Annotated in this window: 16 protein-coding genes and 1 pseudogene; all 17 read right to left on the bottom strand. The window is 42.5% G+C overall.

Annotation, left to right across the window (positions count from 1 at the left end; genetic code table 11):
* On the bottom strand, positions 1 to 514 hold a 514-nt coding region (locus tag AC3WVG_RS08150; protein WP_488797644.1), incomplete at its 3' end, for a secretin and TonB N-terminal domain-containing protein.
* A 51-nt stretch (positions 515 to 565) separates the two neighbouring features.
* Positions 566 to 1063 carry a hypothetical protein gene (locus tag AC3WVG_RS08145; RefSeq protein ID WP_488797643.1) on the bottom strand — a complete coding sequence of 166 codons (498 nt, stop codon included), beginning with the start codon at positions 1061 to 1063 and terminating at the stop codon, positions 566 to 568.
* Between the two features lie 14 nt (positions 1064 to 1077).
* Positions 1078 to 1608: a hypothetical protein gene (locus AC3WVG_RS08140; protein WP_488797642.1), complete on the bottom strand. Its 531-nt coding sequence runs from the start codon at positions 1606 to 1608 to the stop codon at positions 1078 to 1080.
* Between the two features lie 3 nt (positions 1609 to 1611).
* Positions 1612 to 3453 (bottom strand): hypothetical protein, encoded by a 1842-nt coding sequence (locus AC3WVG_RS08135; protein ID WP_488797641.1) that lies wholly within the window; start codon positions 3451 to 3453, stop codon positions 1612 to 1614.
* 1342 nt (positions 3454 to 4795) lie between these two features.
* Positions 4796 to 5050, bottom strand: a complete 255-nt coding sequence (locus AC3WVG_RS08130) for a hypothetical protein (protein ID WP_488797640.1) — start codon at positions 5048 to 5050, stop codon at positions 4796 to 4798.
* A 6-nt stretch (positions 5051 to 5056) separates the two neighbouring features.
* Complete coding sequence (gene metG / locus AC3WVG_RS08125; protein WP_488797645.1) at positions 5057 to 6970, bottom strand: methionine--tRNA ligase; 1914 nt, start codon at positions 6968 to 6970, stop codon at positions 5057 to 5059.
* A gap of 115 nt (positions 6971 to 7085) precedes the next feature.
* Positions 7086 to 7922, bottom strand: a pseudogene (locus AC3WVG_RS08120) (PSP1 domain-containing protein); the annotation flags it as partial.
* An 85-nt stretch (positions 7923 to 8007) separates the two neighbouring features.
* Positions 8008 to 10650: an alanine--tRNA ligase gene (gene alaS, locus AC3WVG_RS08115; RefSeq protein WP_488797639.1), complete on the bottom strand. Its 2643-nt coding sequence runs from the start codon at positions 10648 to 10650 to the stop codon at positions 8008 to 8010.
* Between the two features lie 222 nt (positions 10651 to 10872).
* Entirely contained in the window at positions 10873 to 11928 is a 1056-nt protein-coding gene (gene recA / locus AC3WVG_RS08110) for a recombinase RecA (RefSeq protein WP_252381277.1), read from the bottom strand.
* 134 nt (positions 11929 to 12062) lie between these two features.
* Positions 12063 to 12857, bottom strand: a complete 795-nt coding sequence (gene folE2, locus AC3WVG_RS08105) for a GTP cyclohydrolase FolE2 (protein WP_252381276.1) — start codon at positions 12855 to 12857, stop codon at positions 12063 to 12065.
* Between the two features lie 83 nt (positions 12858 to 12940).
* Positions 12941 to 13360, bottom strand: coding sequence for a nickel-responsive transcriptional regulator NikR (nikR, locus tag AC3WVG_RS08100; protein ID WP_252381275.1), 420 nt, complete (start codon positions 13358 to 13360; stop codon positions 12941 to 12943).
* A gap of 17 nt (positions 13361 to 13377) precedes the next feature.
* Entirely contained in the window at positions 13378 to 14022 is a 645-nt protein-coding gene (locus AC3WVG_RS08095; protein WP_252381274.1) for a class I SAM-dependent methyltransferase, read from the bottom strand.
* A gap of 35 nt (positions 14023 to 14057) precedes the next feature.
* Positions 14058 to 15551: an ABC transporter ATP-binding protein gene (locus AC3WVG_RS08090; protein ID WP_488797638.1), complete on the bottom strand. Its 1494-nt coding sequence runs from the start codon at positions 15549 to 15551 to the stop codon at positions 14058 to 14060.
* Positions 15552 to 15693: 142 nt separating this feature from the next.
* Positions 15694 to 16164: a xanthine phosphoribosyltransferase gene (gene gpt / locus AC3WVG_RS08085; RefSeq protein WP_252381272.1), complete on the bottom strand. Its 471-nt coding sequence runs from the start codon at positions 16162 to 16164 to the stop codon at positions 15694 to 15696.
* Positions 16165 to 16248: 84 nt separating this feature from the next.
* The gene (locus AC3WVG_RS08080; protein WP_488797637.1) at positions 16249 to 17169 is read right to left on the bottom strand and encodes an ABC transporter permease; all 921 of its coding nucleotides are present in this window, start codon (positions 17167 to 17169) and stop codon (positions 16249 to 16251) included.
* On the bottom strand, positions 17166 to 18230 hold the full coding sequence (locus AC3WVG_RS08075; RefSeq protein WP_488797636.1) for an ABC transporter permease: 1065 nt from the start codon (positions 18228 to 18230) through the stop codon (positions 17166 to 17168). Before AC3WVG_RS08075 ends, AC3WVG_RS08080 begins: the two co-directional genes overlap by 4 nt.
* A gap of 220 nt (positions 18231 to 18450) precedes the next feature.
* Complete coding sequence (locus tag AC3WVG_RS08070) at positions 18451 to 19512, bottom strand: BMP family ABC transporter substrate-binding protein (protein ID WP_488797635.1); 1062 nt, start codon at positions 19510 to 19512, stop codon at positions 18451 to 18453.
* Positions 19513 to 20316: the final 804 nt, after the last annotated feature.

The raw sequence follows: 20316 nt of genomic DNA, 5'->3' as shown, positions 1-20316 counted from the left end.
TATTCAACTCTTTTTTGCGCTTTATTTCATCAATGGCCAAGTCGTTTTGTAAATCTTCCTTGCTCACGACACGGATGATATCCCCTTCCCATGTATACGTCAGGCCCTGGGCGCGTAAAATACCCTTAAAAGCTTGAGACCAGGGGACGTTATTTATGTTTACGTTTATCTTTCCTGAAATGTTGGAGTTTATAAGGATATTTTGTCTGGCTACCCTGGCCAGTGCCTGGAGTACAACCTTAATGTCTGTTGAGTTCATCTTTAAGCTGACAGGATTTGTGGGCAGCGGCCGCTCAGGTGGAAGAGGCGGTTCTTCCTCGGTTGATAAAATATCCGTTTCAATATCAGTTGGCTCTAAGGAAGGGGAGGGCGAATGCCCTAGGCTCTGTTCGGCCAGTATTTTCCACTTTTCAAAAAAGGGGTCAGGTTTGTATCTGGGTTTAGAGCATGAAAGCAAAGAAAAAGTTAAAAAAAGACAAACTAGATTAAAGAAAAAAAGTTTAATGTGTCGCATAGCCAACCTTTAAATTGGGAAAAGTATGTAAATTAGTTTGAGTCCATCAAGTTATTTGTCAGGTTGATTGTCTAAAATTATTTCTTCCTGGTATGGAACCGATATCTCGTCTTTATCCCCTGGTCCTTTTATAATAACAAACTGAGGGTAAATATTTTTTACGGTGTAGCCTTGTATTTCAAGCTTTTCCCCTTCAACATACTCCCTGCCATTAATTATAGCTACTTTTGTTGAATCCATTTTAACATACCCTGTATACTCAAAATGTACGTCGGCTTTTTTTTCAACTTTGACCGTTTTAATGACCTTATTCTTTAAGAAAGGGTCGTTTTCCCAATTTTGATTGATTAATTTTAAAGTATACAATGTTTTAGGGTCCAGCTTGTTCGTCGATAGTTTATCCAAAATATTTCTTGTAATGCCAGAAAAGTCTTCTGTTTTTGGAGCGCGATATGAATTCTTCTCTGAAGCCTCAAATATAAACGAATACACTCCATATGTAATAACTAAAAGGGTGATAGCCAAGATAATTTTTTCGCGTTTACTCATTTTCTAATATTTTATTAAATATTTATCCAAACCTTAAGCTTGAAATCACTTCTTCCTATATCCTGCTGTATATCTAATTCTTGAATTCTATCCACGTAACTTAAAGAAAGTAGATTTAGAATAAAGTTTCTAAATTTTTTAAAGTCACCTTTAATGTTGATTGTTACGAGAATATTTTTTGATTTTTGGGAAAGAGTTTTAGGGTCAGGTATAGCTGAAACAAAAAGCATTTCAGATTGGTCTGCAATATCCTGTACTACGTTTTTGAACTGTTCAATATCCCGACCAAAGCCAAGATCTATGATTTTTTGATGGACATTGAGTTTTTTTTGTTGCTCAAGTTCTTTTTTGAGTCGAGTATAAAGAGGATAAATACTTTTTTGTTGTTTTAATTTTTTTTCTAAATACAATATTTCTTGTTCTAAGGCAATGTTTTCTCTGTATTTAGGATATATAAAAGCCAAAATAAATACTGATAATAAGAAAGTACAAGTTAAAATAAAGATTAATGCATGAGGTGATAATGGTAAAGTTATTTTTTTCATTTGTTAATTGAAAATAATTTCGAGTGTAAAGTACAAAGTTTGCCCAATATCTGCAAGAGATTGTATGTCCTGCTTTAATATTTTTACTTCGTCGAAGATTGGAGAATCGTTCAGCCTGATTATGTAGCTGGTCAGTCGAGATTCAAATTGTTGTGGGTCTCCCGTAACAATACCATCTATAACTAAAGATTTTAGATTGTCCTTTGGACTAAGATCGGAGTGAAAAGCGAGAAATTTGATCTCCTTTGGAGTGATTCTGGATAATTCAGACAAAATTGCTATACTTGCATAGCGATGGGCATACTGCTTGGCTAGATTATTTTTGTGCACAACTTTTTCCAGTAGTGAATTAATTACTTTTTTTGTTACTAGAGGTTGATATTGATCTAGCTCATTTTTTAGAGTTGCCAATCTTTGTTTCTTTTGTTCGGCTAGTTTGGTTTGGTTGAAGTATGTCACCAAGCAAAGCAGAGCACTAAGTATAAATACTCCTGCGCTAATTTGACTTATAATACGATAAGTTCTTTCCCTCTTTTTCTCCTGAAACGTAAAGATAAAATTGGGAGTCAGGTCGTTATTAGAAAGTGCCGCACCAATGACTGGAGTGGCCGCTATTTTTTCCTGTAAAGACAGAGATAAATGAAGATCCTCAGAATCAATTATGGTGTCACCCTGAAAAGGATCCAACAACTGAAATGGTATGCCTATCTGGCTCTGAATGTAGTCAAGACATTCTTTGCATGGGATAAAAATTCCGGAGAGGTAGATTTTATCAACAGATCCTTTATTTAAAAAGGTTACATAATGATTAAATGTTCTTTCTATCTGGCTAATAAGGCGATCCAGTGCCGGAGTTATCCACTCCAAAACCTGGTCTTTGGTAAGATCAATTTTTTTTTCCCGTGGCCGGTTCAAATCCTCCTCGGTGCAGATTTGAAATAAAATCTGGGTGGCCTCCTCCAGGGTGATGTCTGGTGATGGTTGTTCTGAGTTTGTAAAATTATCTAGCTCGATTAGGATCTCTTCACTGTAGTTTTCAGTTGGTTTATCAAAATTTGGACGATAGTTCTCCAGTAAAGATTGAGCTAAACTTTTTGCTCCGGTTTTTATTTCTCGAGTAAAAGCCAGGTTGCCCCGGTTGAAAATATCAATGCGCGACCAGTCTGTGCCAATAAAGATATGGGCAATGTTGTTTGCATCTTTATCTACTGTATTGATGGAAAAATAGTTTGATAAACAGAATGGAATAGTAGTTATGCCTTTCAGTTTATGCCCGGCATTTGTAAATAGAGTTTTTATTTTTTTTACTTCATTTTTAGATGCCAGGTAAGCTAATACTTCTATTTTTGTTGTCCCGTTGACTACGGTTTCGCCTAATATTTTAAAATCAAATATCTGTTCCTGCAGGTTTATTTTTTTCTCTTTGTTAACACTCCAGTATACTGTATTATATATATGTTTCCTGTCGACCTTTGGTATCCTTATAAAAAAGGTACTAACATGAATAGCAGGAATAATAGCCCATAGATTGGTCTTGGAGTGGTTTTTTTGGAAGTTATCTAATTTTGACTTTAAAAAAGGTATAAAGTCAGGATGTTCTTTTTTTATGCCCTGAGGATAAGATGATTTTTCATAATCCAGTAATAAGAAATTATCATTTTTTTTTATGACCTTGGCCAAGCGCAAATGATCATCTCTAAGGTCAATGCCAATATTTACAGTTTTAGTGGAAAAAGCAAAGTTAATAATTTTTTTTGTTTTCGAAGTGCTAGATGAATAGGCAACCTCCTTGGGAGAAGGAGTTTTGCCACGAATGATATTCAACAAGTTGTCGGTGGATGTCATTGGCTTTTATTTAGAAGGTTATAAATTTCTTACTATTTTAATACTCAAATAATGATAAGTCACTGTCAATTAAATTGTCAATAAATTGTTTTATTTTTTTAAGCTGATTCTTGGTTTTGTACAAGTTAATGAGTATATCTATAAAAATTCTAACCCATACAAAGTTCATCGCCTTGGTTTAATACAAATTTTGATTATCTCGGTTTTGTTTTCGCTAGCTATACTTGTTTTTTTAGGTCTGTAATGATTAAATTTCTTTCTTGCAGTGAACTTTTTATTTTTTTTATCCTCATATATCAGTCTCTTTGGTTAAGAGACTGCTGTTATCTGTAATCACACTATGTCCAATAGATCTATACCTAGATTGTATTATAATGATTAAAAACTATGTGAGGAGTGTCTTGTATCCAGGAGACGGTGATGGACTTTTACCGATACATTCACTTATAATATACTAGTATCAGCATTCGATTTTTCCATAAGGTTGGAGGGAGTAAGGAAATGTCTTTACATGAGACATTCCTAAAATGAGAACTTTAAAATTTTAGCAATAAGTAGGAGCAAGTTATCAGAGATGTCTTTTGCAACTTAGAAGAAGAATTTTACTTTGATCCGTTGAAGAATGATACTTATACTTTGCATTTAGTCTATCCAGAATTTCTGAGATATGTCTAGTTTTAACTTTGGCTCTGGAAGTGTAATTAATTTTTCTCAAGATTGTTGATATGTATGCTGCACCTCCTTGTAAAGTTGGGTCGAATTCTGCACCGTTTATAATTTGTAGAGCCTTATTATTTTCTGTTAGATGAGCCTAGCTTAGCATTTTATGCTAAAATTTTGTCATAATTATTTCACAATATTCCCACATTTGTCGTGGTAGGTGCAGCTGGCAAATGCGGTCTTCTAATTACGTCATTCTGAGCGAAGCGAAGAATCTGGTTTTCTACGTTGGAGATTCTTCGGTCGTTTCGCTCCCTCAGAATGACGAGAGGTGTATTCTCAGTCTGGAGCACTAGCAAATTTTCTCCCACAAGAGCTTTATTATTTTCTGATAGATTAGTTCGGCTTAGCTTTTTATGCTAAAATTTTATCAATTATTGCGCAATTTTTCATTTGACGTGGTAGGTACAGCTAGCAAATGCGTCCATTTGTATTTGAGTGTGAAACCGTAAAAAGGTTTATCGGTTAGGTGATTGATATCTCTTTCCAATACCCGAGCCGTATTTTGGGATGTATTGACGCCTTAACGGCAAGAAGATAGAGGAAAAAGTGCTAAGGAGTCTGTGGCCAAACCATACTTAAGAGGGCAACTTTTCATAATTTTTTTCAATCCTGATTTCTTTCATGCTGGTGCAAATGCCTGGATCCATCTACCCCAGTTGAATACTGGCAAAGCCAGACCAGCTTCGCTGGATTCAACGGGGTAAAAGGCTTGCTTGCGGGCAGAGCATAATAGGACATTTAGGATAAATGAATATTCTTTATTATTGTCGATAGTTATGGTAAATAGTCCCAGATATTTAGCTTTGTCACCCCGATGCAAGGCTTTCAAGAAACCAGGCCTTTCTATCTGGTAGTCAAAATATGGTTTGGCCATAGACCTCTAAGAAACTTTGCTTCCCGGTTTTACTTCCCCTCTGACCGTTAGCAGTTCCATTTTACCTTTTGCCTGCACAGCCAGAATCATTCCCTGGGACAGTACTCCTCTTAATTTGCGTGGTTTTAAGTTGGCAACTACAACGACTTGTTTACCTATAAGCTCATCCGGTTCATAGTATTCAGCAAGACCGGCTACAACCTGTCGTGGTTCATTTTCCCCTAAATCCACAAAAACCTGCAACAGCTTATCGGCTTTGGGAACTTTTTGGGCCTTGACCACTTTGCCTACCTTTAGTTCCACTTTCACAAAGTCTTCAAATTCGATATAGCTCTTTTCTTTTTGGTCTTTTTTGGCCTCTGTTTTAGTCTCACAAGATTCTTCCAGTTTTAATTCGCGGCGTGGAAACAGGTTAGATTTTTTGGTTACTTTAATGCCCGGTTTCAATCCCTCCCACTGTTTGGTCTCCTGGTCCAGATTTACTTTTTGTAAATCAAAATCTACTCCCAGTTGCGAGAGCATCTTAACACTGGTAGAAGGCATAACCGGCCACAAGTGCAGCCCGATTTTACGCATTCCTTCCAGGAGAATATAGATTACGGTTTTTAAGCGCTCGGTTTCTTTATTTTTATACAGGCTCCAGGGCGCACAGGTATCAATATATTTATTTAAATGCCGGACTAACTCCCACAGGCTGCTTAATGCCTTGGAAAATTGAAATTTTGGAAAAAGATCCTGGTAGTTTTTGAGGGCATTAAAGCCAAGTTCCAACGCCTCCTCGTCAATTTTTTCCAGGCTACCCGGTTCTGGGACCTCACCGGCAAAGTATTTATTAGTCATGGTCAGAACGCGGCTGAATAGATTGCCCAGGTCATTGGCAAGATCGGCATTTAGGCGTCCAACCAGTGCCTCTTCAGAAAAGCTGGCATCCAGGCCGAATTGCATTTCCCTGAGTAAGAAGTAGCGAAAGGCGGAAAGCCCGTATTTGTCCTTCATGGACATTGGTGAGACTACATTCCCCAGGCTTTTGGACATCTTGGTTTCATTGACCGTCCAATAACCGTGGACGCGCAAACCTTTATACAGATCGACGCCTGCGGCCATGAGCATGGTAGGCCAAAAAATAGCATGGGGTTTTAAAATATCTTTGGCCACCAGATGGTGGGCATTAGGCCAGAATTTCTGAAAATTTTCTCCGTCTGGCCACCCCAGGGCGGTGATATAGTTAATCAGGGCGTCGAACCAGACGTAAGTAACAAAATTTTTGTCAAAGGGCAGTTCAATACCCCAGGTAAGGCGGGATTTTGGCCTGGAAATACATAGATCTCCTAGGTCCTCTTTAAGTAAGCCCAGGACTTCATTGCGGTAGCGTTCGGGCTGAATAAAATCGGGATGGCTTTCAATATATTCTCTAAGGGGTTTTAAATACTTACTCATCCGGAAGAAATAATTCTTCTCCTGGATAAATTCCGGTTTGGTTTGGTGGTCTGGGCAAAGACCATCCTGAAGTTCCTTTTCCGTGTAAAAACGTTCGCAGCCAAAACAATAAAAGCCGCCATATTCACCAAAATAAATGTCTCCGTTGTCATAGACACGTTGCAGAAAAGTCTGCACGCAGGCAATATGATCAGGATCGGTAGTCCGGATAAACCGATTATATTCTATCTCCAGCCCAGGCCAGGTGTCTTTGAAGAGTTTGCTGATTATATCCACATACTCTTTGGGAGTTTGTTTGTTCTTCTCCGCAGCCTGGACTATTTTGTCACCGTGTTCATCTGTCCCGGTTAAAAAGTATGTCTCTTTACCCTGTAATTTATGGAACCTGTTTACACTGTCAGCAACAATGGTCGTATAGGCATGCCCTAGATGGGGCTTGGCATTAACATAATAAATAGGTGTGGAGATAAAAAAGGTATTCAACATTAACCTCCCTCAATATATTTAATAATGAAGCTAAGACAAGGGGGGAAGAAAAAGAGAAAATGTTAAGGAAAATTTCTGTTTCGCCGTGCCCTCGCTTCCCCGTTCTTGTCTATTTTTTCACCATGGCCTGCCAATCCTTCATTTTTATTTCCAGTTCCTTGCCTTCTTCATTCAAGACAGTGATTGTATCGCGGAAAATATTCGCTCTGATGACGCGCAACATGCCTTGATCTGTTTGGTAGCGCTTGCCCATCTTGGGCAACTTTTTTTGAAATTCGGCATAGTGATCCTGCTCGAACGCCAGACAACATAATAATCGGCCACAAACACCTGAAATTTTGGCAGGATTTAAAAACAGGTTCTGGTCCTTGGCCATTTTTATGGTCACAGGCTCAAATTTGCGAAGAAAACGGCGGCAACAGCAGACTTGTCCGCAATTACCTACTCCCCCGAGCATCTGGGTTTCATGACGTACGCCAATCTGGCGTAACTCGATCCTGGTCCGATATTGGCGAACCAAATCCTTGACCAGCTCACGAAAATCTATGCGCATGGGCGCGGTAAAATAAAAAATCATCTTGCTCCGGTCGAAATAGACTTCCACGTCCACCAGCTTCATGGGCAGGTCATGTTTCTCGATGCACTTTTTACAAAAAGCAAATGCTTCTTTAGCCAAGACCTTATTCTCCGCCACGATTTTTAAATCTTCTTCATTAGCCAAACGAAAGACAGATTTTAAATCTTCCTCCTTAAAGCCTTCCGGCAGACTGTCACGGGTTATAACCACAGTCCCTAGTCCCAACCCCTCTTCTGTTTTTACGATTACCTTATCACCTTCATTGATTACAAAAGGACTGGCCAGAAAATAATAAACCGGCCCTGATTCCCTGAATTTAATACCTACTATTTTTTTTGAGTTTGTTGAGTCTACGGGGTCTGTTGGGTTCATTGAGTTCATTGTGGTTGTTGGGTTGTTGAAGTTAGGCTAAGGAAGGGATAAAAAACTTTCGTCTTCAGCCATTCCTTAGCCCTGGTTAGCTTATCAATTCTTTTATTTTTTCCAAAGCCTTATCCAGTCCCTGGATATTTGGTCCGCCTGCCTGGGCCAGTTCAGGGCGACCGCCTCCGCTGCCACCAATTTCTTTGGCAACTTCTTTAACCAATGCTGGAGCTGTAAATTTGTCGTGCAAGTCCTTGCTTACATACAGGATAAGCATGGCCTTACCTTTTTGTTCACAGCCCAGCAAGATAATTCCTGATTTTAACTTTGAGCGAAGATCATCCATGAGCTTACGCAGGGCGCCTACATCCGGAGCTTCTACTTTCTGGCTCAGAACCATTATACCGTTTATCTCTTGTGCTTCTTGAAGTAGATCTTTACCACGGCCCGATGCCAGCTTGTCTGCCAGGGCCTGTTTTTCCTTGTTTAAGATTTTTATCTGCTCCTGCAGGGCCATCACCTTGTTCTTAAGTTGACCGCTTCCGGCCTTGAGCAGGGATTGTAACTCTTCCATCTCCTGCTTGAGATTCTGCAGGTAGTGGATGGCCTCAAAGCCGGTAATCGCTTCGATTCTGCGTACCCCGGCAGCTACTGCGCTCTCGGAGACAATGTTGAAATAGCCGATCTGGCCAGTACTCTGCAAATGCGTTCCGCCACAGAGCTCTATGGACACCCCAGGCACGGTAACCACGCGTACCTGATCTTCGTACTTTTCTCCGAAAAGGGCCATGGCCCCTTTGGCTACGGCTTGATTATAAGGCATAATTTCGGTCTTTACGGGTAAATTGGCTAAGATTGCAGCATTGACTTCCTTTTCCACGGCCCTGATTTCATCAGGACTCAAGGCCTGAATATGGGTAAAGTCAAAACGCAGCCTCTTGTCTTCGACCAAAGAGCCTGCCTGCTTGACATGTTCTCCCAGGATTTTGCGTAGTGCAGCATGCAATAGGTGAGTGCTAGTATGATTTCTGGCTGTTGCTAGACGTTTTTTTTCGTCAACTTGAAGTTCGGCTTCCTGATCCAGCAGGATCTCACCCTGCGTTACCCGTATTTTGTGTACAATAAGTTCAGCCGCCGGTTTTATTGTATCTTCAACTACACAGATGCCGGAGGCTGTCTTTATCTGTCCCTTGTCTCCGACCTGACCTCCGGATTCACCATAAAAAGGTGTCCTGGAAGTGACTACAAATCCTGTCTGTCCTTTGCTCAGACTATGTGCCAGCACGCCAAGGGCTTGCTCATCCAGAAGATAAACAACACGGGCCGTGGCAGTTAACCGGTCATAACCAACAAATTCTGTCTGTAAACCTTCAGCAATAAGCCTTTTAAATTGGCCAGCCAGGTCCTTTTCTCCGCTTCCCTTCCAGGCTGATTTGGCCCGCTCTTTTTGTGCGGCCATGCATTTATTAAATCCGTTTTGGTCAACGCTAAAGCCTTGTTTTTCAGCAATATCATTGACGATATCTATAGGAAATCCATAAGTATCGTACAGCTTGAAGGCTACCTCACCGGGGATGGTCTGTACCCCTTGCTTTTGCAAACTTAGTAACTCTTCTTCTAAAATTTTTAATCCCTTATCCAGAGTCTCGGAAAATCGTTCCTCCTCCTGGCGAATAACCTTGAGCATGAACTCCCGGCTTGCTTTTAATTCCGGATAAGCCTCTCCCATTTCATTAATTACTTCGTCGGCCACAGCAAACAAAAAAGGATCTTTTAGGCCCAGAAGGCGGCCAAAGCGAAAGGCCCGTCGAATCAAGCGACGCAGTACATAGCCGCGCCCTTCATTGGAGGGCAAAATTCCATCGGCCAGCATGAAGGCCATGGCCCGGCTATGATCAGCAATAACCCTGAGGGCTGTATCAGTATCTTCATTTTCCCGGTACTTTACCCCGGCCTTTGCCTCTGTGAACTGAATAAGTCCAGTAAACAGGTCCGTATCAAAATTTGAATAGACTCCCTGACATACAGCGGTTATTCGCTCGAGTCCCATGCCTGTATCAATACTTGGCCTGGGCAGAGGATTTAATTTGCCGCTCTCGTCCCTGTCATACTGCATAAAAACCAGGTTCCAGATCTCGAGATAGCGGTCGCAATCACATTCACCTATTCCACAGTCAGGTCCGCAGGCCATATGTTCACCCTGATCAAAGAGAATCTCTGAACACGGTCCGCATGGACCTGTGTCGCCCATGGACCAGAAGTTATCCTTTTCTCCCAGCCTAAAAATCTTTTCATCAGGAAGCCCGGCGATTTTTTTCCAGAGCAAAATGGCTTCATCATCATCTTTATATACTGTGGCATAAAGCTTTTCTTTGGGCAGCTCCAGTTCCTTGGTTAAAAACTCCCAGGCCAGTCTTATGGCCTCTTCTTTAAAATAATCCCCAAAAGAAAAATTCCCCAGCATCTCGAAAAAAGTGTGGTGCCTGGCTGTACGGCCCACATTTTCCAGGTCATTGTGCTTTCCGCCTACGCGCAGGCACTTTTGGGCTGAAGTCGCGCGAATATAATCCCTCTTTTCCTGACCCAAAAAGACCTTTTTAAACTGGACCATGCCTGCATTGGTAAAAAGAAGGCTAGGATCGTCTTTGGGAATTAAAGGCGAGCTGGGGACTATTGTATGCCCGTTTTCCTCAAAATATTGTAAAAATTTTTCTCTGATCTCACTAGCTTTGAACACCAATTTATCTCCTTTATCTCTTTCTGATTGAGTAACTCAACTTTCCCACTTGTTCAACTTGTTGACATTACAGCATTTTCGAAGAGCATATTTTCTGAAATGTATTACAAGCGAGCTTTAGATGATTCCGAGTTTTCGCTTCGCTGTTAGCATTACGAAAACAAGCCTGAAAAGAAACCCCGAAAGTTGAGCTGAGTAAGTAGTGCGGGTTGAATAAATTAGCTAGTCAGGTTCTCCGTTTCCCCGCATCGAAGTTTCATCTTCTTTTACTCCCAGATGGACAAGCAACTTGTCTTCAATAGATTTAGCCAGTTCTTTGTTTTCCTGTAAAAAAGCGCGTACATTTTCCCGGCCTTGGCCCAGTCTTTCCGATTCAAAAGCATACCAAGCCCCGCTTTTGTCCACGATACCGTGTTCCACGCCCAGGTCTAGTAACTCGCCTTCTCTGGAAATTCCCTGTCCGTATAGGATGTCAAATACGGCTTCCCGGAATGGCGGAGCGACCTTATTTTTGACCACCTTTACACGTACCCTGTTACCGTACACTTCTTCTTTATCCTTAAGTGTCTGGATCTTGCGGATGTCCAAGCGCACAGAAGAGTAAAATTTCAGCGCATTTCCGCCGGTTGTGGTCTCCGGATTGCCGTAACCCATGACACCGATTTTCATCCTGATCTGGTTGATAAAGATCAGGGCGGTTCTGGATTTGTGGATTGTTCCGGTGAGTTTGCGCATGGCGTGAGACATGAGACGAGCCTGGCTGCCTACCTGGGTCTCGCCCATGCTGCCTTCCAGTTCAGCCTGGGGAATCAGTGCTGCCACAGAGTCCACAATCACTACATCTACCCCACCTGAACGGACCAAAAGATCTGCTATTTCCAGAGCCTGTTCACCATAATCGGGCTGGGAAATGAGTAACTCTTCGGTTTTTACGCCCAGCCTTTTGGCATAATTAACATCCAGGGCATGTTCAGCATCAATAAATGCGGCTACCCCGCCTTTTTTCTGGGCTTCGGCAATGATATGCAGCGCCAGAGTAGTCTTTCCTGATGATTCTGGCCCGAAGATCTCTGTCACCCTTCCTCTGGGGATACCGCCAATACCAAGGGCCAGGTCCAGGCCTATGGACCCGGTCGGGATAGAAGGAATTACCTGGTGAGCATCATCAGAAAGACGCATGACAGAGCCCTGACCATACTTGCGTTCAATGGTTGTGATTGCTGTTTGCAGGGCTTCGCGTTTTAGCTCTTCCGGGGATAAGGTTGCTTTTTTGGCCATGATTATCTCCAACTAAAATATTATACGAGTTAACTGAACGAGTGAGTTTATAGGCGAATAGGCAAAAGGGCAATTTTTTATTGAACAATATAACCGCCTTTAACTCTTTACCTTCCCTTTCTTTATAAGGATTATCATTCTTCAGCCTTTAGCCCAGCGCCCTTTTCCCTTTTAATACAGGCATAGGCACTGTGATTATGAATGGATTCAAAACTTTCCACCTCGACTTCATACCAGGTAATTAATTCGTGTTTATCCAGGGCGCTGGCGGCTCTGCGGACCACGTCCTCCACAAAAGTAGGCTGGGCAAAGGCCGATTCTGTAACAAACTTTTCATCTTCCCTTTTAAGTAACGGATAGACCGGAGATGATCCGGCCTGCTGGCCAATCTCAATTAGTTCTTCCAGCCATAACAACCCATTAAAGCCAGCCTTAATCTTCACTTTGGCTCTCTGACTATGTGCACCGGTCTCACTTATGGCCAGTGAGCAGGGGCATACGGTCATCACCGGAACCTCTACGCCTAAAGTCATGTCCAGATGCCCGTCATCCAGTTGTCCTAGTATAAAGGCATCAAAATCCATTAAAAATTCATTTTTACTCACAGGGGCCTGCTGGTTCAGAAAATAGGAAAATTTAAAACAGAGGTGGGCCCGTTTGGCATTGAGGCGTTTTTTGATATCACTCAGGAGATGCTTAAAACTGCCATAGTTTAGCACCCCGGACCATGAGCTCAGGGCCTCTAAAAATCGACTCATGTGTGTTCCCTTGAACTGACTTGGTAAATCCACACTCAAGTCTACATGAGCTGTAGTGTGTTGCTTACCCTTAGAGCGGTCCTGGACGATAAGTGGGATCTTTAAATTTTTTACGCCCACCCGATCAATGGCCAAAGGGACCTCTGACGGTCCGTTCTGAACATCAAACATTATTGATTCTATAAATTTTCTATTCAGTTTAAAGGGTTTAATTTGATTCTCCTTATGTTCTATGCTTTTGCCCTTTGCCCTACTTATACTATATCTTCTCCTGTTGTGGACATGCTGAGGCTGCCATGCTTGACTCCTTTGGTAGAGATAAGTTTTTGCGCTGCCTCTTTAATCCGCTTGCCTGGTCCACGCATAACCAGTACTTCCAGACAATTGTTGTGGTCCAGGTGTACATGCATGGATGTAACAATTACGTCCAAGGCTTCGTGTTGAATCTCGGTCAGCCTTTGGGACAGATCACTTTGATGATGGTCATAGACCAGGGACAAAGTGCCCACAATCTCTTTATCAGGATCTTCCCATTCTTTTTGTACTAAAGCATTGCGAATAAGATCGCGAATGGCCTCGGAACGAGTCTGATAACTCTTTTCCGCGCACAACTCATCAAATTTATTTAAAAGATCCAGATCCAGAGATACGCCAAAACGTATAGTCCTTCCCATAACTCCTCCTTATGCGTTTATTGCGTTTGTCTACACACTTCCCATAAGTTGACCATGGCTTTTTGGTTTTCGAGTTCAACTTTTTTAGAGGCGACCCTTCGTACTTGCCACCCCAAAGATTTAAGTCTTGTCCACACGTCTTTAGATACTGTGCGCTCAGGATCACCTAACCAGATTTTTCCACCCGGAGCCAGAAAGCGGTCAAATAATGTGCTTATAGGCTCAAAAAAACGTCGTTCGTAAAAAACATCGCTGCCCAGGATATAATCAAAACTCTTTTCCTTAAACCCGGGAGTACGCCAGTCCATCTGCACCCACAAAGGAGAACAGACATCGTTTAGGAGACTGTTTTGGCGACCAAAATAAAGAGCTTGCCAAGCATAATCCAGAGCAATAACTTTGGCCTGAAGCTTACTGGCAATAAGGCTTGTAAGGCCTAGCCCACACCCTAGGTCCAGGCACAATTTCCCTCTAATATTCTGTTTATTTTTAATCAGCCACTCACCTAAAAGTTTGCTTGCCGGCCATACTTCCACCCAATATGGGATGCGCTCATCCTGATCCAGCTCATCCATCTCAGTCCACAGAGTTTCCAGATCTGCGGGACGCTTAAGGAGCCATTTTTGTCTTGCCACATTTAGCTTTATTAGCTCAGAGTTCATAGCTGATAGCCCACGGCTTGTCACTCTTTCTACTTTTAACTTTCCGGCCTTACTCCTGCCATGAGCAGACCAATATTTTCAACCTTAAATCTATCCGTAACAGGGAAAATGTCCAGGATCTGACCGTTAAAGATAACGGCAATCCGGTCGGACAGGGTCAAAGCTTCGTTTATATCGCCGGTAACCAGCAAGACGCCAGCCTCCTTTTTGGCCTCAAGGAGCAAACGCCAGACATCTTCTGTAGCCGCAATGTCTAAACCTTGTGTAGGTTGCTCGGCCACGATTAACAATGGATGGCGGTAAAATTCCCGGGCCAGAACCATCTTTTGTAGATTTCCGCCTGACAATTGTCTGGCCCGAATTTTGGTGCTCGGAGCTAACACATTGAATCTGCGAATTAAATCAGCTGCTTTTTGCCTGGCTTTGTTTTTTAAGAGCCATGGCCCCGAGCTAAAGTCCTTTCGGGTGGTCAATAGAAAATTGTCTGTCAAGTCAAGCCCCGGACAAGTAGCAAGCCCCAACCTGTCTTCCGGAATATAACTTAAAGACCTGTTCCAGGGAAAAAATTTATAAAATTTTGGCCAGTCTTGACCAAGAATCTCAATTTTGCCTTGTTCAAAACTGGATAGGCCGCAAATTATCTCTACCAGCGGCTTTTGTCCGTTGCCAGCCACACCGACCAACCCCAGGATTTCACCCCGGTACACATCCAGATGTACGTCCTTCAACTGTCCACTGTTTAAATCATGGATATGCAAGACTCTCTCTCCCCGAGGCACCACTTTTTTCTCAACTTCCAGAAGCACTTCCCGACCGACCATTTCCAGGGCCAAATCTGCTTTGGATTTTATGTCTTTCACACCCATTTGGGCGGTTATGCGTCCTTTGCGCAAAATAGCGACTTCATCAACCAAATCCATAACCTCTTCCAGTTTATGGCTGATAAAGACAATGGCCTTGCCCTGACCGGCCATCTCTTTCAGGGCTGCAAAAAGTTGTGCTGTTTCCTGAGATGTGAGTACGGTTGTCGGCTCATCAAAAATTAGCACCTGGCTGTTACGAAACAAAAGCTTCAAGATTTCTACACGCTGTTTTTCTCCCATGGACAGGGAGGATACTCTGGCCTGGGGATCGATTTCCAAACCGTATTTTTTTGCCAGGTCGTTTACTTTTTGGGCCATCTCCTTTGGCCTTAGCCATGTTCCCCCTTCTTGCCCCAAAAATATATTCTCGGACACGGTCATAGCATCTATAAGCATGAAATGCTGGTAGACCATGCCAATACCGGCATTTATAGCATCTTTGGCCGAGTGAAAAATTCTGGGTTTGCCCTGAATCAAAATTTGCCCTTTATCTGGCATCAGCCGACCGGCCAGGATACTCATCAAGGTACTTTTCCCGGCTCCGTTTTCTCCAAGCAGCCCCTTGATTTTTCCGGCATAGATATCCAGGCTGATATCCTCGTTGGCCACTACCTGGCCAAAGGACTTGGTGATCCCTTTTAAGCTGACAATGGGTTGTTTGTTCAATTTTGCGTCTACCAACCTAACTTGCTTTTACGATCCCAATTGACGGCTTCATGTTAGTTTCTCAAACTTCAGAGCCTATAACATACTGTAATGTTTGAGATATTTAAGAAAATAAGCTCGTAAATGGAAGTCGTAAATTCAGTTACCTTTTTATTATAGGTTGAACAAATTGGGACTCTGCGTCCCAGGGAAAAAGGATCCAGGTGTCCTGACTAACTTCCGTGATATAGGTATCCACCACGGGCCTTCCAGCAGGCTTGGCATAGACCGTAGCAAAGTGGGCCTTGGGTAACATGTCTCTGACTACCTGAGCTGTTTTACCTGTGTCTACCAGGTCATCAATAATCAGCCATCCTTCTCCGTCGCCGTGTACTTTTTTTAAAATCTGGGGTTGTCCCTGATATTGCCAGTCGTAGCTGGAGACGCACACGGTATCTATCAATCTTATCTCCAATTCTCTGGCAATAACAGCTGCCGGCACAAGTCCGCCCCTGGCAATGGCCACAATTCCCTGAAAGGGAGTATATTCGAGTAATCTCCAGGCCAAGGCCTTGGCATCGCGGTGCAGTTGTTCCCAGGAAATAGGATAAGTCTTATTGTATCTCTTGCTCATGTCTGGTTAAAATTTTTAGCTAAAATTGAGAGTGACCGAAAATAAAGGTACCTAACCATTCAATTTTCTTTACTTTCCCAAACTTTACTCCACTGGCTCTATATTTGTTCCCAGGCTGGCTGGCGCCTCGGATAGGTGGCCTTTCCTGTATGACAAGATCAAAACAATAATGGTCATGGCATAGGGTAACATAAGTAAAATTGACGAAGGCAAATTAGTGCCCAGGGCCTGAACGCGTAGTTGAAAGGCCATGATTCCGCCAAAGAGGTAGGCTCCTAGTATAGCTCGCAAGGGGTGCCAGAAAGCAAATATAACCAGGGCCACAGCAATCCAGCCACGGCCGGAAGTCAAACCATTGGTCCATAAATGGGTATAGGCCAGAGACAGATAGGCTCCGCCTAGGCCTACTAAAAATCCACCCAGCAAAACCCCGATCCAACGATACAAAATAACTTTTACCCCGGCTGCCAGGGCTGCATCTGGATATTCACCTACAGACCTTAGTCTTAAGCCCCACCTGGTTTTGTTTAAAAATATAAGTATGACCACAGGCAGAATATATGAGATATAAACCAGGATATCATGATTAAAGAAAACCGGCCCAATAACAGGCAGATGAGATAAGACCGGGATAACTAGTTTAGAAAATCCCGGGGCACTCTGGCCGATAAAAGGTGTGCCTAAAAAATAGGCCAGACCTGTGCCTAAGATAGTCAGAGCCAGCCCGGAAACAACCTGGTTGCCTTGAAAAATCAGACAAATGCATCCATGAATGCCTGCAAAAAAAGCTCCACATAGTCCTCCCAGAATAAACCCAAGAACCGGACTGCCAAAGCTTTGGCTGACTAAAAAACCTGCCAGGGCCCCAATGAGCATTATCCCTTCTACGCCGAGGTTTAATATGCCTGCCTTTTCAGTAATTATTTCACCCAGCGTGGCATAAAGGATAGGAGTTCCGGATTGGATGGTAGCTGCCAGAAGAGCCAGAATTAAATCCAGGTTCATGACTTTTCCCTGATAACCAGTTTATATTCGCGAAAAAAGCCGCCAGCTAATACCGAGAGTAAAATTAGGCCCTCTAAAATTGCTCCAAATGCAGCGGGTATTCCCATTTCCAACTGCAAATTTTCCACTCCCACTCGAAGCCCTGCCAGCAGAAAAGAAGCTATACCTATGTATAAAGGGTTCAGCCTGGCCAGCCACGCAACGACAATAGCCGTGTAACCATATCCAGCCATTACACTTGTTTGCAAGCGGTTTAAGTTAGCTGATACCTCTAGAAAACCTGCCGATCCAGCCAGGGCGCCGCTGACTACCATGACCATAATTATTAAAAAGGCATAGGGCATGCGTGCGTATCTGGCTGCCCTTAAATTTTCTCCACAGACTTTAAGTTCATAGCCTAGGCGGGTATAGCGAAAAAATATAGCCATAACCGCGCCTATAAGCACACAGAAAATAATTCCCCAATTAAGTCTTGTTCCTGGAATAGTCCCTACTATAGCTTGGGGACTAAATTCAGGTGTAATAGGGAAGCCAAAACTAGCGGGATCTTTCCATGGTCCATAAACCAAGTACTCTAAAAACAATATGCCAATATAGTTAAGCATTAAGGTGACAATTATCTCATTTACATTTATCTTCAATTTGAGCAGTGCCGGAATAAGCCCCCATATCCCGCCGCAAACAGAAGCTGCCAGAAACATCAAAGGCAAAAGTACAAACCAGGGTAGCTGAGGGAAATTAAGGGCCATCCAGGTAGCTCCAATCGCTCCCAGGGCATATTGACCTTCGGCTCCGATATTCCACATCTGTAAACGAAAGCTCAGTGCTACTCCTAAAGAACATAAAAAAATGGGTACGGCCTTGATCAGACTATCTTCTATGGCATACCCAGCTCCAAAAGCTCCCTGAAAGAGAAGGGCGATCCCTTTCAAGGGAGGCTTACCCTGCAATGAGAGCAAAATTGCGCCAATCCCTAGAGAAAGTCCCAAGGCTATAAAAAAAATAAAAATATACCCCCATTTCAGGGGCTGATGCTGCCTTACTATTCTGATTTTTTTCACAGCGAAATTGTAATATCCGGGTTTTAAATGATATTTGGCTCCAATGAGAAAGACAACTCAAAAATGAAAGAGATGCAATTTAAGCAGATATGCTTTGAGATTGCAATGTCTAAATGGTGTGAAAAAATTAGAAAACCTGACTACTGATTGCGGTAGTCAGGTTTTCTATACTTTTAAGAATGAGGTCGTAAATATCAAATTTAAGCGATTTATAAAGTCCTTACTCGGTAGTGCCAATTACTCCCTGGACAAACCAATCCATGCTCAAAAGCTGGACATCGGTTGCCACCTGGCCTTCTGCAATGCGCACCTTGCCTTGTTGATCCTTAATGGGACCAACAAAAACCTTGGCCTGGCCTCTGGTCAATGCCTCTTTCTTGGTCAAAACTTTTTGCTGGATGTCCTTGGGGACCATGGGACCAAAAGGAGCCAGGTCAACCACTTTGTGTTCAAGACCGTACCAGATATCTCTGCTTTTCCAGGTTCCTTCGCGAACCTCTTTGACTATCTCTATATATATGGGCGCCCAATTCCATACCGGGGCAGTTAAATGAGCTTTGGGCGCAAACTTGGACATGTCAGAATTATAACCCACGGAATAAACCCCTCTTTCCTGGGCTGCTTCCTGGGCTGCTGGCGAATCCTGGTGCTGAGTTATGACATCTGCTCCTACATCTAAAAGGCTCTTGGCAGCCTCCTTTTCTGTAGCCGGATCGTACCAGGTCTTGGTCCAGACCACGCGTACCTTAACCTTGGGATTGACAGCCTGGGCACCAAGGGTGAAGGCATTGATACCCCGAATTACCTCCGGAATGGGGAAGGCTGCCACATAACCTAAAACATTGGACCTGGTCATGGCTCCAGCAACCATTCCGCTTAAGTATCTGGCTTGATACATACGTCCAAAGTAGGTCCCCATATTCTTGGCCCGTTTAAATCCGGAGCAGTGCATAAACACTATGTTTGGAAATTTTTTGGCAATTTTTAGCATGGAATCCATATATCCGAAACTTGTGCCAAAAATAATATCATAACCCTTGCGGGCCATGTTTAAAATAACCCGTTCAGCATCACTGCCTTCCGGAACAGACTCTACATAAGAAGTTTTCACTCCGGGCATGGCTTCCAGGGCCTTTCTTCCCAGGTCATGCGCATAAGACCAACCAGCATCCCCAATAGGGGAAACATAAATAAAGCCCACTTTTAATTCCTTTTTACCCCCATAGGCAACGCCCATGAGTAATCCTAAACAAATGAGACAAAGGACCAGAACCTTACGCATAAAAACCTCCTTATCATGAACAGTGATAGCTTTTTAGTTTGTAATTAGGGAAACGTAAAGAAATTTAATTGTTTTTGACTGGAAGCGTAATAAAAATTGAAAATCATCACGCTCCATGGTCTTATATTCCATAATAATTTAAGGGAGATAGCTTGTTAAATATACGAGTGGGCAGTAGAAAAATTGGTATTGACTTTTGTGCTCAACTTGTAAAGATAGTGAAAAACCATATGAATAGTGGGCAGGGAGAAATGTCTATGCAAAAGTAGAGAGTTAGTTGAAATAATTGAATAAAATTTTAGTCACATTTCAAGTTGAATTTTTATCGGATTGACTAGTTGACTAGGGGACACACTTGACCCCGTTGCCGGAAAATCAGACAAGGCTAGTGATGCGAGAAGAAGGGAAGATATAAATGCAAATTGAGAGAGAACTTATCTTTAGGGACAGTAATAAGATGCTAGTCTATCGCTTTGGATTTTCGCAATTTCTTAATTTTTCAAACTCCTTTCTTTTATTCATTTCAACTTTTCTCTTCAATCGTGTCACATGTCTTGCTTATAATCATTGTCGTTAATGATGGGGTCAGCTAGACGACTGTCAGGAGGGCTATAATGAGTTTTAAAAGGTTCTGTATGTTTTTGTTCGTTTTAAATTTGTTTTGCGTGGGCCGAGTTCAATCTCAAGAAATTTCAGAATATGTGGGTTCAAAAGCCTGCGCAGAATGTCATGAAGAGGAATATAATAACTTTAACCCAAGTTTCCAGTGTTGTTGAGTAAATAATCTAATATTTCAATGTGTTA

The sequence above is a fragment of the Desulfovulcanus sp. genome, assembly GCF_982781345.1.
This window is presented reverse-complemented; position numbering and strand designations above follow the sequence as displayed.

Excerpts from the sequence above, each read along its gene's own strand:
- recA (WP_252381277.1), bottom strand. The coding sequence starts at position 11,928 with ATGGCCAAAAAAGCAACCTTATCCCCGGAAGAGCTAAAACGCGAAGCC.
- AC3WVG_RS08080 (WP_488797637.1), bottom strand. The coding sequence starts at position 17,169 with ATGAACCTGGATTTAATTCTGGCTCTTCTGGCAGCTACCATCCAATCC.
- AC3WVG_RS08135 (WP_488797641.1), bottom strand. The coding sequence starts at position 3,453 with ATGACATCCACCGACAACTTGTTGAATATCATTCGTGGCAAAACTCCT.
- AC3WVG_RS08130 (WP_488797640.1), bottom strand. The coding sequence starts at position 5,050 with ATGGCCAAACCATATTTTGACTACCAGATAGAAAGGCCTGGTTTCTTG.
- AC3WVG_RS08095 (WP_252381274.1), bottom strand. The coding sequence starts at position 14,022 with ATGAACTCTGAGCTAATAAAGCTAAATGTGGCAAGACAAAAATGGCTC.
- gpt (WP_252381272.1), bottom strand. The coding sequence starts at position 16,164 with ATGAGCAAGAGATACAATAAGACTTATCCTATTTCCTGGGAACAACTG.
- nikR (WP_252381275.1), bottom strand. The coding sequence starts at position 13,360 with ATGGGAAGGACTATACGTTTTGGCGTATCTCTGGATCTGGATCTTTTA.
- AC3WVG_RS08070 (WP_488797635.1), bottom strand. The coding sequence starts at position 19,512 with ATGCGTAAGGTTCTGGTCCTTTGTCTCATTTGTTTAGGATTACTCATG.
- AC3WVG_RS08140 (WP_488797642.1), bottom strand. The coding sequence starts at position 1,608 with ATGAAAAAAATAACTTTACCATTATCACCTCATGCATTAATCTTTATT.
- AC3WVG_RS08145 (WP_488797643.1), bottom strand. The coding sequence starts at position 1,063 with ATGAGTAAACGCGAAAAAATTATCTTGGCTATCACCCTTTTAGTTATT.
- folE2 (WP_252381276.1), bottom strand. The coding sequence starts at position 12,857 with ATGTTTGATGTTCAGAACGGACCGTCAGAGGTCCCTTTGGCCATTGAT.